The sequence below is a fragment of the Myxococcus sp. CA056 genome (assembly GCF_013336715.1).
In the GTDB taxonomy this organism is placed as follows: Bacteria; Myxococcota; Myxococcia; order Myxococcales; family Myxococcaceae; genus Myxococcus; species Myxococcus llanfairpwllgwyngyllgogerychwyrndrobwllllantysiliogogogochensis.
Window position 1 is genome coordinate 94,875 of the sequence record NZ_JABUMT010000002.1, and the last position, 16,417, is coordinate 111,291.

Annotated in this window: 12 protein-coding genes and 1 pseudogene; 5 read left to right on the top strand and 8 right to left on the bottom strand. The window is 69.2% G+C overall.

Features of this window, described 5'->3' with window-relative positions; all coding sequences use genetic code 11:
- The first annotated feature begins 78 nt into the window (after positions 1 to 78).
- Positions 79 to 1,329, top strand: a complete 1,251-nt coding sequence (locus HUA76_RS08110) for an AAA family ATPase (RefSeq protein ID WP_174460505.1) — start codon at positions 79 to 81, stop codon at positions 1,327 to 1,329.
- Between the two features lie 120 nt (positions 1,330 to 1,449).
- Positions 1,450 to 2,280, top strand: a complete 831-nt coding sequence (locus tag HUA76_RS08115) for an alpha/beta fold hydrolase (RefSeq protein ID WP_141643036.1) — start codon at positions 1,450 to 1,452, stop codon at positions 2,278 to 2,280.
- Between the two features lie 75 nt (positions 2,281 to 2,355).
- On the opposite strand, the gene HUA76_RS46240 is transcribed toward HUA76_RS08115, so the two are convergent.
- The 5 genes from HUA76_RS46240 to HUA76_RS08140 all read right to left on the bottom strand — a co-directional run bounded on the left by HUA76_RS46240 (position 2,356) and on the right by HUA76_RS08140 (position 10,434).
- Positions 2,356 to 5,247, bottom strand: coding sequence for a HEAT repeat domain-containing protein (locus HUA76_RS46240; protein ID WP_174460506.1), 2,892 nt, complete (start codon positions 5,245 to 5,247; stop codon positions 2,356 to 2,358).
- Entirely contained in the window at positions 5,240 to 6,451 is a 1,212-nt protein-coding gene (locus tag HUA76_RS08125; RefSeq protein WP_174460507.1) for a VWA domain-containing protein, read from the bottom strand. Before HUA76_RS08125 ends, HUA76_RS46240 begins: the two co-directional genes overlap by 8 nt.
- Entirely contained in the window at positions 6,448 to 8,760 is a 2,313-nt protein-coding gene (locus HUA76_RS08130; protein WP_174460508.1) for a DUF5682 family protein, read from the bottom strand. Before HUA76_RS08130 ends, HUA76_RS08125 begins: the two co-directional genes overlap by 4 nt.
- On the bottom strand, positions 8,760 to 9,845 hold the full coding sequence (locus HUA76_RS08135) for an AAA family ATPase (RefSeq protein ID WP_141643040.1): 1,086 nt from the start codon (positions 9,843 to 9,845) through the stop codon (positions 8,760 to 8,762). The genes HUA76_RS08130 and HUA76_RS08135 overlap by 1 nt, the downstream gene beginning before the upstream one ends.
- Before the next feature lie 118 nt (positions 9,846 to 9,963).
- Entirely contained in the window at positions 9,964 to 10,434 is a 471-nt protein-coding gene (locus tag HUA76_RS08140; protein ID WP_141643041.1) for a hypothetical protein, read from the bottom strand.
- Positions 10,435 to 10,633: 199 nt separating this feature from the next.
- Here HUA76_RS08140 and HUA76_RS08145 point away from each other — a divergent pair, with 199 nt between their 5' ends.
- The gene (locus HUA76_RS08145; protein ID WP_174458198.1) at positions 10,634 to 11,614 is read left to right on the top strand and encodes an NADP-dependent oxidoreductase; all 981 of its coding nucleotides are present in this window, start codon (positions 10,634 to 10,636) and stop codon (positions 11,612 to 11,614) included.
- A gap of 10 nt (positions 11,615 to 11,624) precedes the next feature.
- On the opposite strand, the gene HUA76_RS08150 is transcribed toward HUA76_RS08145, so the two are convergent.
- The 3 genes from HUA76_RS08150 to HUA76_RS08160 form a co-directional block, all read right to left on the bottom strand.
- On the bottom strand, positions 11,625 to 12,536 hold the full coding sequence (locus HUA76_RS08150; RefSeq protein WP_174460509.1) for a hypothetical protein: 912 nt from the start codon (positions 12,534 to 12,536) through the stop codon (positions 11,625 to 11,627).
- Between the two features lie 137 nt (positions 12,537 to 12,673).
- Positions 12,674 to 13,417 carry a hypothetical protein gene (locus HUA76_RS08155; protein ID WP_254614102.1) on the bottom strand — a complete coding sequence of 248 codons (744 nt, stop codon included), beginning with the start codon at positions 13,415 to 13,417 and terminating at the stop codon, positions 12,674 to 12,676.
- A 180-nt stretch (positions 13,418 to 13,597) separates the two neighbouring features.
- Positions 13,598 to 14,620, bottom strand: coding sequence for a linear amide C-N hydrolase (locus HUA76_RS08160; RefSeq protein ID WP_174460510.1), 1,023 nt, complete (start codon positions 14,618 to 14,620; stop codon positions 13,598 to 13,600).
- A gap of 242 nt (positions 14,621 to 14,862) precedes the next feature.
- On the opposite strand from HUA76_RS08160, the gene HUA76_RS08165 reads away from it, so the two are divergent.
- Both HUA76_RS08165 and HUA76_RS08170 read left to right on the top strand, forming a co-directional pair.
- Positions 14,863 to 15,732, top strand: a complete 870-nt coding sequence (locus tag HUA76_RS08165; protein WP_174460511.1) for a GNAT family N-acetyltransferase — start codon at positions 14,863 to 14,865, stop codon at positions 15,730 to 15,732.
- 12 nt (positions 15,733 to 15,744) lie between these two features.
- Positions 15,745 to 16,415: pseudogene (locus tag HUA76_RS08170) on the top strand (TIGR02269 family lipoprotein).
- Positions 16,416 to 16,417 lie beyond the last annotated feature (2 nt).

Here is a 16,417-nt window from a genome sequence, read left to right on the forward strand (position 1 = left end):
ATTGACTTCTCCGAGAGTAGCGTTTTGTGTCACAGGCAGGGTTGACCCTGGCGTGTCCGAGGGGGAGGCTGGTGGACGATGCTCAAGCTCCAGTGGCTCCAGGTCCACCAGTTCCGCTCCGTGAACCCCGGCACGCGGCTGTCGTTCAGTCCGTCCTTCAACGTGCTGCTGGGCCGCAACGGCACGGGGAAGACCTTGCTCCTGGACCTCCTCGCGGCCGTCGCCAGCTCGGACTTCACGGCCATGGCCCTGGAGCCCTTCGAACTGGAGTACGCGCTGAGCGCGGACACCGGCCGAATCACGGTGCGGGTTCGGAACGTGCCCGTGATGCCCCAGGACGGGCCCGCGGGCTCCGGGCTGTCCATGGACATCGTCGTGTCGCCGCGCGACATGGCGTGGCCGCTGGTCATCCGTCGCGAGGGGCTCCAGGTCACCGTCTCGCGCGAGGGTGACACCTCGCTCGTCGTCCAGGAGCGACTGGCTCCCGAGGTCGCCGGCCGGCTGTGGCTGGTCCTCATGTCCGGAGGCATCGCCTGGGTGGAGAAGACGGGCGAGGGCACGGCCACGGTGGAGCCGCTGCTGGCCATGGCCCGCGAGGTGTCCGCCCTGGCGGGGCTGAGCCGCTTCGACGAGGGGCTCGCCTACTTCGAGCAGCTCTACCAGGTGGAGCTGCGCCTCTCCCGGCGGGCGGAGGGTGTGCTCGCCACGGGCACGGGGCTCGCGTCGGAGGCGCTGCTGGACGGGCTGCGGCGGCTGGCGGCGGCGCAGTGGGGCTCCGCGCGGTATGTCGTCCCGTCGGACGCCGTCCCCTTCCTTCGCGACGCGTCGCGGTTGCTCGGCTTCACCTCCGCGGAGGCCAGCCTCGTTCCCCTGGAGGCGTCGCCCGAGGGCAAGTACGAATCCCTCACGCTCGGGGGCCTGGAGCTGGACTTCCTGGGCCCCGGAGACACGCGGGTCTCCGCGCGTCAGCTGGGTCATGGCCAGAAGCGCCTGCTCGCCCTCCAGCACTACCTGGCCCGGGCGCGCGCGGTGGTCGTCGTGGATGAGGTGGCCCACTCCCTCCACCCCCAGCTCGTGCGGGCCAGCGTGGAGCCGCTCAAGGGGCGGCAGAGCTTCTTCACCAGCCAGAGTCCCGTGCTGATGGACCTGCTCGCCTTCGAGTCCGCGGAGCACGTGCGCGCGAGCCTGGTGGTGTGTCGTCGCGAGGAGGACACGGGCCTGCTGACCTGGGAGGACCCGTCGCCGGAGGCCGCCGAGCGGCTCTTCACCGCCAGCGCCGCCGCCCCCGGACAGATGGGGGCCCTGCTCCAGGCCCAGGGGCTCTGGTAACCCGGGCACGTCCGTTCTCCCACGGCGTCCGCGAGTCGACAGCCGGCGCACCGCGGCAAGACGGGTGCCGTGTCGCGTCACGAGCTGGCCTATCCTGCGGGACGTGGGGAGGGAACCGCCATGCCGATGTTGACCGTGAATGGAACCGAGTTGCACTACGAGGATACGGGTGGCTCGGGTGAGCCCATCCTGTTCAGCCATGGGTTGTTGTGGAGCTCGCGGCTGTTCGACCCGCAGGTGGATGCGCTGCGGAGTCGCTATCGCTGCATCGCGTATGACCACCGGGGGCAGGGGCGCAGCGCGGTGCCCGAGGCGAGCACCATCGACATGGAGACGCTGTACCTGGACGCGGTGGGGCTGATGGAGAAGCTGGACCTGGGGCCGTGTCACTTCGTCGGCCTGTCCATGGGAGGCTTCATCGGGATGCGCATCGCGGCGCGCCGGCCGGAGTTGTTGCGCTCGCTCAGCCTGCTGGATACGTCGGCGGACGCCGAGCCGCTGGCCAACGTGCCGCGCTACACGTTGCTCAACCTCATCGCTCGGATGGCGGGGTTGCGGCCGGTGGTGGACCCGGTGATGCGCATCATGTTTGGCCGGACGTTCCTGACGGACCCGAACCGCGCGGAGGAGCGGGCGCTGTGGCGGGCGCGGCTGCTGGAGAACCGTCGGGACATCTGGCGCGCGGTGAACGGTGTCATCCGTCGCAACGCGGTGTCACACGAGGTGCCGAACATCCGCGTGCCCACGCTCATCGTCGTGGGGGAAGAGGACGTGGCCACTGTTCCGGCGAAGGCCGAACGGCTCCACCAGTTGATTCCGGGCTCGCGGCTGACGCGGCTTCCGCGCGGGGGGCACTCCTCCACGGTGGAGGAGCCCGCGCTCGTCAACGCCGCGCTCGGCTCCTTCCTGGAGTCGCTGGTGAGACCGCACGTGTCGTCACGCGTGGGGTGAGTTGGGGCTGTGCGGTGTTCGCGCCGGGGACTGAGTGCGCGCCCCGGCGCGGTGTTGGCCTGCACGGCGTCGCGGCTAGGTCTTCACCCCGAGCGTCTTCTTCGCCTGACGTGAGAGCGTCTTGTCCCCGGCGGCATCGGGGATGTCGAGCAGTGCCGCCGCCACCACCTTGCCCGCGCCGTGGATGTTCTCGTTCGCGAGTTTCAGGTACGTCCCGAAGCGCGTGAGCCGCTCGGGGTGCGCGCGCGCTGCCTCCACATGGGCCAGCAGCACCTTCGAGAGCGCGTCCGCTGGGAATCGCTCGAACAGGTTGCGCAGCGCTTGTCGCTCCATCGCCTCCGGCCGCGTCTCCGCCAATCGGACGGCCGGCTCCAGCATCGCCAGCCCGAAGGTCTTCAGCGAGTCGGACACGACGCCCGGCTTCCACCCGTCGACGAACGCCGCCAGGAGTGTCTCCGCGCCGCGCACGTCACCCAGCACCCCCAGCGCGTACACCGCCGTCTTGGCCTCCTCGTCGTCCGTGTCGCGCGCCTCCACGCTGTGCACGTACTTGTCCAGCACCTCCGAGTCCCCCAGCCACGCCAGGGCCATGGCCGCGCGTCTCCGCACCTCGTTCGACGGGTCTCCGTAGAACACCTGCCGCAGCACCGGCCACGCCTGCGTGAGCCCCAACCCCTCGAGCTGATCCACCGCCGCCAGCCGCGCTTCCCGAGTCGGCTCCGACAGCGCCCGCTGCGCGAGCGGCCGAATCCTCCCCTGTCGCACCTTCGCGAGCGCCGCGATGGACGCGGGCCCCGTCTCCCGGGCCTGCACATCGTTCAACACCTCGCGTGCATGGAGCCGCAGGCCCGCGTCGTGGCCCTTGCGTGTCATGCCGTCCAGCAGCACTCGCGCCGCATGGACCTCCAACTGCCCCAGCACCTGGATGGCGGTGCGGCGCACCATCCGGCTGTGATGCTCGGACAGGGCCTGCTTCACCACCTCCAGCACGCGCTCCTTCGGACGTGCCGCCACCGCCCGGGCCACGAAGGTGCTCGCCGCGCCGTCGCTCCACGCGGGATACAGGGACTCCAGCAGCGAGTCCGCGTCCAGGCTCGCGTAGTAGTGCGCCGCATGGGCCGCGGCCTCGTAACGAGACAGCTCTCCTCGAGCCCGCTTCAACAGCGCCTCACCCGGAGGCAGCGGCGCCTCGGGCTTCCGGATGTGGATGCTCGGGTGCGTGGGCACTGGCTCCAACGTGTCCCCCTGGACCTGCGCCGCCCCCGCCAGCCGCACCAGGGCGATGCCGAGCACCTGGTACACCTTGACGAAGTCATCCAGCCGCTCCGCCGCGTCGGGACGCTGCGCCAGCGCCTCCAGCAGCGCTCCGGGCTTCTCCAGCCCCAGCTCCCTCAGTCGGGCCACCAGCGGCTCCACCGCGCGCGGAGACAGCGAGGACAGCCCGTTGGAGAACTTCTCCGCCAGCTCATCCCGCACCTCGGCCAGGGCGATGGCCGCGCGAGACGCCCCCGCTTCGCGCGCCGCGTCCGCCCATCCGCTGCGAGGCACCGCCACCGGCGCCTCCGGCTTCGCCCGACGACGCCGACGCCGCGTGGGCTCCTCCGTTGCCTCCCGCAGCCCCAGTCCGCGCAGCTCCAGTCCCTCCGGTGTCTCCACCACCACCGCGAGCGGGAACAGCGTGGGGAGCGCCGCCTCCAGCCCCACGTCCCCCAGCACCACCTTCAACGTGGCCCCTTCCAGTGCCGCGGCGAAGGGCTCCTCCAGCCGCGAGTCCGCCGGGAGGAACAGCCCCCGGTCTCCCGAGTCCACCAACTGTGAGCGCTGCCCGCTCGCCAGGAGCGTCTGCACCCGCAGCGCCACGGGGAGCAGCTCCGGCGCGAAGACGTCCTTGCGGTGCTCCTGGAAGGCCGCCAGTGCCGCCCCCACGTCCGGCAGCGCCATCTTCACCAACAGCCGCAGCGCCGAGTCGTCCTGTGGATGCGTCGACTTCGCGTCCTCCAGGTCCAGCCGCCGAGGCGGGAAGCCCGGGTACTGCCCACCCTTGGCCTCCTCCAGCACCACGCCCGCGTGGCTCTTCTTGGGCTCCACCGTCTTGAGGAAGGCGGGGAGGATTTGCTTCTCCGTGTAGTGGGCTCCGGTGCCCAGCTCCAGGAAGCGACTCTCCCGGACGAGGAAGTTGTCGGGCGTGGTGCGCGTGGTGAAGGCGTACTCCACCAGCGTCAGCCCCTCGATGGGAGCCCGGTCCTTCTTCGTCCACGTCTTGCCAATCAGCTCCTCGACGTAGCGGTCCTCCAGGGGCTCACCGCCCAGGTGCTTCTCCACCTTGCGCGCGGTGAGCAGCATGTCCGCCACCAGGTCGGTGAAGACAGGGGGCTCGAACGTGCCCGTCCGCGCCGCCGCCTGCTCCAGCAGGGCCGCCACCTCCACCGTGCGGGCCGCCAGCCGGCGCAGGCCATTGGCGCGCAGCGACTCACCCAGGGCGCGCACCTGCTCGGCGCGGTCCTCGGACAGGGACGTCACGCCCGACAGGCCCAGCTCCCGCACCAGCGTGGACACCTGCGCCACGCCCGCCTTCATCAGCTCGCCCGTCTCCGTCTTGCCCTTCTTCACGCTCTTCTTCGCCGGGCCTCCCGCGCCCGCCGGGGCCGTATCGGTGGTGACGAAGGCTTCCGGCGCGCGAGCCCACGCCACCAGCAGCGCCGCCGCGTGTTTGCAGAAGGGCCGCGAGCGCGCGGCCACGCAGGAGCACTTCCCCTTCACCTCACGCCCGTCACCGAACACCAGCGACACTTTGTAGGGCGACGCCCCGGAGCCCAGCGCATCCGCGAACAGCCGGTTCTCGAAGCGGGACAGGTGGGTGATTTGCTTGTCGTCGAAGATGCGAGTGCCCTTCGCGACCTCCGAGGGGTCTCCGATGATTTCCGTCAACCCTCCGCTGCTGGCAGCCACCTTGCGAGGCTCAGCCATGGTGTGTCTCCTTGTCGGCGGTCAGCAGCGGTGTCAGGTCCTGGTTGCGCATCACCCGCTCCACCACATCCACCAGTCGTTTGGGCGTACACCCGAAGCAGGGAATGCCCAGCGCGGTGAGCCTCTCCGCCATGGCGTGGTCGTACGTGGGCTTGCCTCCGTCCGACAGCGACAACAGGCACAGCACCTTCGCCCGCGAGTCCACCAACTGACGCAGCCGCGCCACCAGCTCCTCCGCGTCACCGCCTTCATAGAGGTCGGTAATCAGCAGGAAGAGGGTCTTCTCCGGCCGTTGCACATGGTTCGCCTGCGCATAGGCCACCGCGCGGTTGATGTCCGTTCCGCCGCCGAGCTGCGCGGTGAACAGCACCTCCACGGGGTCCGTGAGCAGGGGCGTCATGTCCACCACCTCCGTGTCGAACAGGATGAGGCGCGTGCGCAGCACATCCAGTGACGCGAAGATGGCCGCCATGACGGAGCTGTACACCACGCTCTGCGCCATGGAGCCGGACTGGTCCACCACCAGCGTCACATCCCACTCGTGATGCTTGCGCTGGTTGGGCCAGAAGTAGAAACGCTCGGGCACCAGTCGCTTGTGCTCCGCGTCCCAGCCCTTCAGGTTCTGCCGAATCGTGCGCTTCCAGTCGATGTTGCGCGCAATCGGCAGCGGGCTCGTCCTGTCCCTGCGCAGGGCGCCGAACACGGCCGTGCGGACGGAGGACTCCAGCTTCTTGCGCAGCTCCTCCACCACCTCGCGGACAATCTGCCGGGCAATTGCCTTCGCCTCGTCGGGGATGAGCCCGCGCGCGCTGACCAGCGTCGTCACCAGCTCCACGTTCTTGTCGAGGAAGGGCAGCGTCTCCGGCTCGAAGAGGAGCTGGGTGAGCCCCTTCTTCTCGATGGCGTCCTTCTGGACGAGCGCAATCACGTCGTCGCGGAAGAAAGTCCGCAGCGCACCCAGCCACTCGGGGATGTAGGGGCGCGAGCCGGACGAACTCGCGCGCTTTTCCCCGTAGACGAAGGAGAGCGCGTCATCCAACGCCTCCAGGTCTCCGCCGCCCACGCCCACCGAGCCCGCCTGGGTGCTCAGGGCTCGCAGCGAGGGACAGGCTCCCGTCTTCTCCGCCGTCGGGCCGAGCGCGAGCCGCCAGCGCAGCAGGGCATCCCGGTCCTTCTCCGCCAGTTCCTTGGGGTCCACGCTCATAGCAGGTCGTCCAGGTCGTCGAGCACCTTGCCCAGCTCGGCGCTCATGTCCTTGAGCTTCGCTGTGTCCTTCTCTTCGAGCACCGTCTTCACGGCCCGGCCCTTTTCTCCGAGCTGCCGCACCGCCACCACGTTCTCCATGAGGTAGCGGCGCTCGGTGGTACCCAGCACGCCCAGTGCCCTTCTCAATACCGGCAGGGTCTGACGGAAGCGCTCGGGGTCGATGCTGGTCAGGAAGTCGTCCAGGGCCTTCACCACTTCGCGGTTCTTCACCAGCACCAGCGCGTTGACGCCCAGGAAGCCCTCCATCCAGGACGCGCCTTCCTCGGGAGCCACCGCCAGCGACAGCCGCAGTCCGACGATGAGCGCCACCTCCGCCTCGTTCAGCTCGTGCGCCAGATACAGCAGGCCCGTGGCCAGGCCCGACGTCGCCGGGTGCACGGTGGTGCTGTCCATCAGCTCGCGGGCCTCCGCCAGCCAGCCGGCCTTGTCCGCGAGCGGCTGGGCCAGCGCCACCTCGTGCAGGGTGCGCAGCGCCTCCACCACGGAAGGCAGGGCGTCCGGTGCGCAGGCACAGGCCTCGCGCACGCGCAGCAGCGCGCGGGAGTACGTCTTCTGGCAGAGCACCGCCACCGCCTCGTCGCCCACGTCCGTGTGCGCGCGCGAGGTGCCATAGGCCACCAGTCCGGACAGCGCGCGCGCCGCCGAGGCGAGCGAGGGCAGGTCCACGTCCGTGGCCGCGTGCGTGTCACAGGCGCGCAGGGCCGCGGCCATCGTCTGCGGGCAGCCGGTAATCACCGACTCCAACAGGACGTCCGCGGCGGCGCCCGTGGTTTTCGCCGCGTCCAGTTGCTCCTGGAGGACGCGGGTCGTCACGGCTTCCAGCGAGTCGCCGAGGACGATTTTCTCCACCAGCGCCACGTCCGTGGACGGCGTCCACTGCGCCTGCCACGACTCGCGCACCCGCGTCAGCGCCGCCTGTCCGCCAGCCTCTTGTGGCGAGGCGCGCTGCTGTCCCGTGGCCGCGAGCGTCGCATAGGGAATCCCCGCCACGCGCAGGCGGTGGAGGAACACCGAGGAGCCGACCTCCACCGTGTTGTTGAGGCGCAGCGTGAAGGTCTCCGCGCTGTCGGTGCTCGGCAGCCGGCGCGTGTCCAGCTCCCGCCAGAACTCCGCCTGGAGCGAGTTCTTGCCGATGCGACTGGCCACCCGTCCCACTTGATGACCGACGACGCTCTTCCACAGGAACGCGTCGACATGCGTCGCGTCGCCCCGGCACAGCGTGGCCACGGTGGCTTCGCGCAGTTCGTCCAGTCCTGGAGCGCTCTTCTCGCGCAAGTCCGCCAGCGTCATCGCCAGTCGGTAGGCCTCCAGCACGTCCGACAGCGACGCGGTGAAGCCGCGCATGCGCAGGTGCGCGGCGAAGTCGATGAGCACCTCCAGCGTCGCGCGCCGGAAGTCGCACTGGGCCTCGTGGGCCTTCTGGTAGAAGTGCGGCGCCCGATTGCCCGCGCCGTAGCCGAGCTGCTCGGACAGCCGGGGGAAGCTGTACGGAATCACCGTCACCGCGCAGGGCACCGCCTTGGGGAGCTTCGCCTCCAGCGCGGGCTCCACGTCCCGGGCCAGGAAGGCCGCGATGTGCGCGGCGCCCGCCACCACGGCGACCTTCTCCGGCGCGACGCCGCTCGCCACCACCTCCAGCACCTTGCGCGCCATGAACGCATCGCGCCAGCGGTGGTAGTCCTGGCGAGGCCCCGCGTTGAGCACGTCCGCCCAGGCGAGCAGCACGGGGCGGAAACCCTCGGGCGTCCAGTCGGGCGCCTCGAACAGCGCCTCCCACAGTTCCTCGAAGGAGCGGTAGCCCTGCTCGCGGGCGAACCGCTCCGTGAGCGGCTCTTCGTCATGGAGGTGCTCGTGACTTTCGCCCTCCGGGACCTCCTCGCTCTCGACACCGGCCGTCTCGTCATGGCGGTCCATGCCGAGGCTGACGCCGACGGGGATGTCGATGAAGAGCGCGCGGGCGCGATTCACCTTCGCCCAGCGCAGGGCGGCGTACTCGGGGGAGTAGTCCGCGAAGGGCCACAGCGCGGAGCCCGGCGTGTCATCCGTGCGGTAGCCGAGCAGCGCGATGGGCGGCTTCGTCTCCGCGTCACACAGCACGTCAATCAGGTCGGAGGCATCGCAAGGCCCCTCGATGAGGACGACCTCCGGCTTCACGCGCTCCAGCCAGCGCCCGAGCACCGCCGTGGTGCGCGGCGAGTGGTGGCGCACCGGGAACAGATGCACCCGGGAGAGCAGGTCCAGGTCCATCAGCCCCTCAGGAGCTTCTTGCTGGCGGAGTACAGGTCCTTCCACGCGCCGGTGCGGCCCTTGGCGACGGTCTCCATGTATTCGCGCAGGGCCTTCACGTCGTCCTCCTGCTCCTTCACCACGGCGCCCACCAGTGACGCGGCCAGCTCGTGGGGGGTGACCTTCCCGCCGCCGAACTGCTCCGCGAGGATGGAGCTGTTGAACAGCACGCTGATGGCCTCCGCGGTGGACAGCACGGCGCCCGGGGTGCGGACCTTCGTCTTGCCGTCCTTCGTCACGCCCTTGCGCAGCTCCTGGAAGAGCGTCAGCAGGATTCGCGACAGCTCCTCCGGAGGCGGCACTCCGACCTGGTAGTCATTGCGCAGCTCCGCCTCGCGCTTCGTCACAATCTGTATTTCCTGTTCCAGGTCCTCGACCACGGGGACGGTGACGAAGTTGAAGCGGCGCTTGAGGGCGGCGCTCATCTCGTTGACGCCCCTGTCCCGCGTGTTCGCGGTGGCGATGAGGTTGAAGCCGCGCTGGGCGCTGACCACCTCGCCCAGCTCCGGGATGGAGACCTGCTTCTCCGAGAGGATGGAGATGAGGGCGTCCTGAATCTCCGGGGACGTGCGGGTGACTTCCTCGAAGCGGGCGAACTTGCCGGAGCGCATGGCGCGCAGGACGGGGGAGGGGACCAGGGCCTCGGGCGTGGGGCCCTGCGCGAGCAGCAGCGCGTAGTTCCACGAGTACTTGAGGTGGTCCTCGCTGGTGCCGGCGGTGCCCTGGACGATGAGGGCGGAGGTGCCGCTGACGGCGGCGGACAGGTGCTCGGACAGCCAGCTCTTCGCGGTGCCGGGCTCGCCCACGAGCATCAGCGCGCGGTCCGAGGCGAGGGTGGCGATGCAGACCTGGATGAGTCCCTTGTCGCCGACGTACTTGGGCGTAATCGTCACGCCGCCGACGGGCTTGGACCCGCCGAGGATGTACGTCTCCACGGCGCGAGGCGACAGCGCCCATCCAGGAGGGCGGGGCTTGTCGTCATGGGCGGCGAGGGCTTCCAGCTCAGTCTTGAACTTCGCTTCGGCGGGCAGTCGGATGTCCGGCATGCATGCAAGCTACCGGTTCGGTCTGACACGCCGCAATCCGAGGGGTTGTCTTGGATACCCCTCGCAAAACCGACCTTGAAGGGCGCATGCCTCTGGGTGGGCGGCGCATGGAGGCAACTCACTCCGCGCACGGAAACGCGGTGTCCAGCTTCTTGCTCCCGTTGACGCCCGGGCCCGACAGCGTGGCGACCACCTTCACGGTGGAGGAGCACTCGTAGGGCATCAGGAATGGCACCACGGTGACGCCGCCCTCCGCGAGCACGTGCAGTTCGCGCGTCTGCGTCACCTTCCACGCGCGCCGCTCACCCGCCTCCGATTCCTCCTTCGGCGCGCTCACCACGAGCTTCAGCTTCAGCGGCTTGTCCCCCTCGTACTTGCCCTGCACCTTCACCAGCAGCAGCGCGTCCACGTTCATCCCATACGGGTCCGAGGCCTCCTCCACCGTGACGATGGAGCCCTTCTGCCGGTCGAAGACGCGCAGCTCGACTCCTCCCAGCGACACGCTCGGAGCGCTCGCGCTGCCAGCGGTGGAGGACAGCAGCAGGACACCACCGACGAGCAGCGAGCGCAGCTTCGTTCGCGACGACATCTCCACCTCCGGAATCTTCGGGGAAAATCCGCCGCGCGACTGTACGCCAGCCTGGTGTCCTCCCGCGCCAGGGTGGCGGGCGTGAGGGCGGGCCCTGGCTTGGGGCTTCGTCGCTTCCTCTGCAATTCCTCCCACCCATGACCAGCCTGCGGAGGAACCCTGTCCGGCGCGGGACCTCCGCCCGCGAGGAGTCATTTCCATGAAGACCTCCGTTCCCTCTCAGATGAAGGCCGCCGCCATCGACCGCTTCGGCGGACCGGAAGTTCTCGGCACCAAGACCGTCCCCGTTCCCCAGGTAGGCCCCGGCGAGGTGCTCATCCAGGTGGAGACCGCCGGCATCGGCCAGTGGGACCCCGCCGAGCGCGCGGGCGAGATGGAAGGCTACAAGCCGGGCAGCAAGGCCTCCTTCCCATACGTGCTTGGCACGGATGGCGCGGGCACCGTCGTGGCCCTGGGCGAAGGCGTCAAGAACCTCAAGGTCGGCGACAAGGTCTACGCCTTCGGCTTCCTGAACGAGAAGGGAGGCTTCTACGCGGAATACACCGCGGTGAGGGCCGCGGACACCGCGCCCGTGCCCAAGGGGCTGAGCGCGGAGCAGGCGGGCGTGCTCGCGGCGGACGGAATCACGGCCCTCCAAGGCGTGGAGGACACCCTCAAGGTTGGCCAGGGCACCACGCTGCTGGTGTACGGCGCGAGCGGCGGCGTGGGGCACCTGGCGGTGCAACTGGCGAAGCGGCTCGGAGCCAAGGTGCTCGCGGTGGCCTCGGGCGCGGACGGCGTGGAGTTGATGAAGAAGCTCGGCGCGGACAAGGCCGTGGATGGCCGCTCCGACGACGTCGTGAAGGCGGTGCGGGACTTCGCTCCGGACGGCCTCGACGCGGCGCTGGTGCTCGCGGGCGGAGACAAGGTGAACGAGCTGCTCAAGGCCGTCGTGAAGAAGGGTGGCCACATCGCGTTCCCCAACGGCGTCGAGCCCGCGCCCAAGGGCCCCGAGGGCGTCAAGGCGACCGCCTACAACGGCGAGGCGAACCCCAAGGTGCTCGGCCGCCTCAACAGCCTCATCGAGTCCGGCCCCTTCCACGTCGAGGTCTCGAAGGTCTACCGCCTGGATGAAGTCACTCGCGCGCACGAGGCCGTGGGCAAGCACCACCTGGGCAAGCTGGCCCTGCGCATCCACTGAAGCCTGTCGCTCAGGCCGCGGCGCGGGCCTGCTGAATCTCCTCCGCGCCCGGCCGCCACAGCACCTTCCAGCGCGCCTCGGGGAGCTGGGGTGGAGGAGGCTTCCCCTCCGATACCCCCGCCACCTCGACGTGCATCCCGCCACCCCAGGCGAGGATGCCCGCGAACAGGCCCAGGACTCGCATCGCGGGATGGAGGGGCCCCTCGTAGCGCCGCGCGCGCCAGTGACGCAGGCGTGGCGCCGAGGGACCTCGGGCACTGGGCTGCAGGGAGAGCTTGCCGGGCGCCGGGGCCCCGGGGACCGGGAAGAGCGGCACGATGAGCAGGCCCACCTCTCCCGCCTCCAGGTGGACCGTCGTCTCTCGCGGATAGCGCAGCCGCGACTCGGGAGGCCCGGACAGCTTCAGCGTCAGCGCCCGCTCCGCGTCCACGCACCCCTGCGCCATCAGGTGCAGCTCCAGCGGCGCGGACCCCTCTTCCGTCACGGCCAGTCTCACGGCGAAGTGCACGCCGTCGACCTCGAGGATGTCCTCGGCCGGCGCCCATTCGAGCAGCACGTTGGGCAATACCTCCGCCCGCCGCCAGTCCTTCCACATCCGGACCCCGATGAACGTGGTCACCGCCGCGCAGCCCAACGCGAGCCAAGGAGGAAGTCCGCTGAAGTCGGAGGAGGCCACCATCCAGATGCCCAGTACGACCGCGGGCATCCCGAAACAGAACAAGAGCAGCTTGGCCGCGCCGTCGGCGTCGCGCTTCCAGAAGGCCCGAGCGCTCCACGTCGCGAGCAGCAGCCCTCCCACGAGCCACGCCAGGGCGGGAGCCGGAGGGGCCCGATAGCGCAGCGTCACCCCGGCGATGCCCGCGGCCGTCAGCCCCACCAGCACCAGAAGCCCCAGCAGCACATGTCCGCGTGTCGCTCTCATGGCACCACCCCGTCCCGCCTCGGCTCACGGCGAGGGGGCCCAAGGTAGTCCACTCCGCGTGCCTCACGGGTTGGGAAACCGGAGGCCGCTGTCGCCCGCGCTCCGGCACGGCGCCGGAGGCGGGTTGTCTTTGGGGACTACTCGGCGCGGCAGACGGCCGGCGCGGAGAGGTTGGGGCGAATCATCTTGAACGGCTGGAGCAGGTCCGGGACGCGGAGCAGCGCGTCACGGCAGCCCGTCTCGTCGTTGCCGGAGATCTCCACCTTGAAGCTGCAGTCCTGCGCGCCCTCGCAGACCGTCTTGGCCAGCCGCGCATAGCAGTCCACGGCGCGGGCGCAGGTTCCCTCGCTCAGGTTCACCGACGCGGAGGAGGACGTCGTCGTGGCCGAGGCCGTGTTCGTGTTCGTCGACACCGACGCGCCGGCCGACACGGTGTCCGCCGAGTTCGCGCCAGGGGCGTTCAGGTTGATGGTGACGTTCGTCTGGGACGGCTCATGGGCGGGGGCGGCGACGAAGCGCGGGTTGATGCGGTCCTGGGCGCAGAGGTACAGCTCCTCGCCCTTCTTGCGCACCGTGGTGAGCTTCGTCTCCAACTCCGCCGGAGGAACCTGCTTGTCGTCCACGGAGACCTGGAAGGTGTACGCGTCGTTACCATTGTAACGGTAGTACATCGTGGAGGTCGCATCGTAGGTGACGGCGATGGCCGTGGTGTCCACGGAATGCGACTCGAGGCCACTCTCCAGGGCACAGACTCCGATGGACGTCTTGGTCGCCGAGGCATCGTTCGCCGCGACGGGCAGCGTGTAGAACTTGCTCGAGCCACAGGCCACCAGCGAGAGACACAGAGACGTCAGGGACAGTCCCTGGATGAGCCGCTTCATGAGGTTTGCTCCTAGGATGGGAATGGGTCCGCGCTGGGGAAGCCCGGCGGAGTGGCGCATCGACGCGTGCACCAGTTGCACATTCAATCCTGACACGAAACAGCCCGCCCCCGGAAGTCTCGGGGACGGGCCTGTCGCACGGCGTTTCTCAGCGCTTGGGACTGATACGGCGTCCGAGGCTCAGGTCGTCAGCTTGGAGGTGATGTCGATGGATGCGGGGCTCGTCGGCACGGCGAACGTCTTGCCGTTGGCGCCCTTGAAGTCGAGCGTCTTGAGGTTCACCGAGTAGATGAGCAGGTCCTCGTAGAAGCGCACGTTGAGGACGGTGTGGGTGAGGTCCTTGACCACGGTCCACTGGGTGTAGTCGTCCTCTTCCTTGAGGGATTTCTCATCGAGCGAGCGGACCGTGCCGCGAGGGATGTCGACGGTGTTGAGCAGGTGGAAGGCGAGGCTGGTGGCCTCGGTGGCGTTGGCGACGGGCCGGGCGAACTGCTTGAGGTACGCGGCCCGCACGAAGCGGGAAGGTGGCATCGGGTCCCCGGGCAGGCCGCGCAGGCCGCTGCCGTGGCCGGGCTGGGCGAAGGTCTCCGAGCCCAGCTCCACCCGCTTCGCGTCCCAGGGGGACAGGCCCACGTAGTCGCGCAGGTTCTGGAGTTGGACGGGGAAGGGCGGCGCGTTGGTGAGCACGGCGACGGGGTTGTCGTGCAGGTGCATCTCGCCATCGAGGAACTCGACGACCAGGCTGTTGCCCTGTGCGTCGTGGATGGGGAAGTGCAGGGGGAGGTACTGGGCCAGCCAGTCGCTCTCCCAGACCTGGGCCTCGCCTTCCTGGAGGGCGGTCTTCACCTCCGCCACGGTGGCGAAGTTGCCGAGCAGCCAGCCGGGGAACTGCGCCAGGGTGAGGGCCTTGGCGTTGTCGGTGACCTTGGGGTAGCGGGACTCGGGCAGCCACAGGCTGCCGGTGGACAGGCCGGCGGTGTTGAGCCCGTCGACCATGATGGGGAGGCTGCCCTTGGCGGTGAGGCCGACGTAGCCGTAGGTGGTCGTCCACGTCAGGCCGTTGAGTCCCTTGGGGGAAGGGGAGACGAACTTCTCACCGGGGGCTCGGACCAGGAGCTTCGAGTCGAGGTCGACGCCGAACTCCATGCTGCGGCCATTGACGACGCTCTTGTCCGAGGCGACGACGAGGAAGTCGGTGCACATGTGACGGCTCCTTGTGTGGGGGGTGGCGAGGGCGGCCCTGTGCAGCCGTCGCGCCAGTGCCGTCCTGTCAGTGAATCCCGGGGGTTGAAATCGCACGCGGGTCTGGCTTCGCCGGGCGTGTTGCCTATCGCACGCGGGCGGCGACGGCCTGCGTTCCCGCGGAAGGCGCCTGCGTCCCGGGTCGACGCGGTGCCGTGCGGGAATTTCCCAACACGCGTGCGTTTGTGATGTTCATGCATCCCATGTCGAAGTCTCCGCGAGTCGTGGTCATCGACCACCGTGTTCCCGAACTGCAAGCCGCCTTCTGTGAGTACGTGCCCCAGGTCTTCCGAACGGTGGACTTCCGCCGCTGGTGCGCCTGGGGCGAGTGGACGGACGACTACCGCGCGTTCAGCGTGGTGGACGAGGGCCGGGTGGTGGCGAATGCCTCCGTGATGCGGATGTGCCTGCGCGTGGAGGGGCGCGAGGTGGTCGGCTATCAATTGGGCGCGGTGGGGTGTGTGCCCGAGCGTCGGGGGCAGGGCCTGGCGCGGGTGGCGATGGAGGCCGCGATGGACGCGTGTGGTGATGCGCCGGTGGTGCTGTTCGCGAACAAGAAGGTGCTCGACTTCTATCCGCGCTTTGGCTTTGAGCCCCGGGAGCAGACGTTGTTCGGAGTCACGTTGGAGGTGACGCCGAGGGGGGAGCCCGCGCCGGTGTTGGATGTGTCCGAGGCGTCGGTGCGGGCGAGGCTCGTCGCGTTGGCGGAGGAGGGCGTCCCGGTGACGGAGCGCTTCGGTGCGCGCCGGCACGGACACATCGCGACCTGGTACGCGGCGGCGAACTTCGCGCGGCCCTTGCGCAAGCTGAGCGAGGACGCGTGGGTCTTCGCGGGCGTCGAGGACGGCACGCTCTACATCGAGGATGTGTTCGCGCGAGAGGGCTTCGATTTGCGTCCGCATTTGTCACGATTGGTGGACGAGCCCGTGAAGGCGGTCCAGTTCGGCTTCACGCCCGAGCGGTGGTGGCCTGGGGCGGAAGTGATTGGCGAGGACATGGAGGCGGACCTCTTCGTGCGCAACCTCTCGCTGCCCGCGGGAGCCAATCGCTTCCCGGTGATGGCGCGGACGTGATGGGCTTGGCCCATGCGAATCCCTTACGTCCAATGGCTTGCGTTGGTCGCGGTGTCCTGGCTGGGCTGTTCCACGGTTGAAAAGCCACCCGTGCAGCAGGCCTGGGACGAGGCCGAGCTGGAGTGTCAGGCACCAGAGGAGGACAGTGTGTAACCCTGCTGTGCCTGGGTGACACCTGCGGCTTCTATCGCTGCGAGGACACGCCTGTAGAAGTGGAACTGGCGCGCTTCCCGCCGTCGCGCCCACCCGCTGCAGCGGCGGCACCGGGCAGTGGGCCTCGGAGGAATTGGGGTGGGGCGCAGAAGCTTCCCCCGGGTTCCGTCATGACGTTCCCCAACTGGAACGGTGCTCCGGACCGAGTCACCCCTCCGTCACGCCAGCTCACGCCGGGGCGTTGGGAGAAGCACCACATCTTCCCTCAGTCTCAAGATCTGGCAGTGTGGTTCGAGCGTCAGGGTGTCAAGATTCATCACTACACGATGCCCATTCCACTCTCCGTCCACCGGCGCATCCATGATGGCACGGGGCGTGGAGGTGCCTGGAACGATGCGTGGCGAGCATTCCGGAAGGCGAACAGTGGTGCCTCTCCCGAAGAGATTTTCAGGCACGCGGGCGAGCTTATCCACCGCTTTGAGCTGATGGGTGGTCCTATCCGTCCGTACTACTCCCGCCCAGGAGCGTAGGT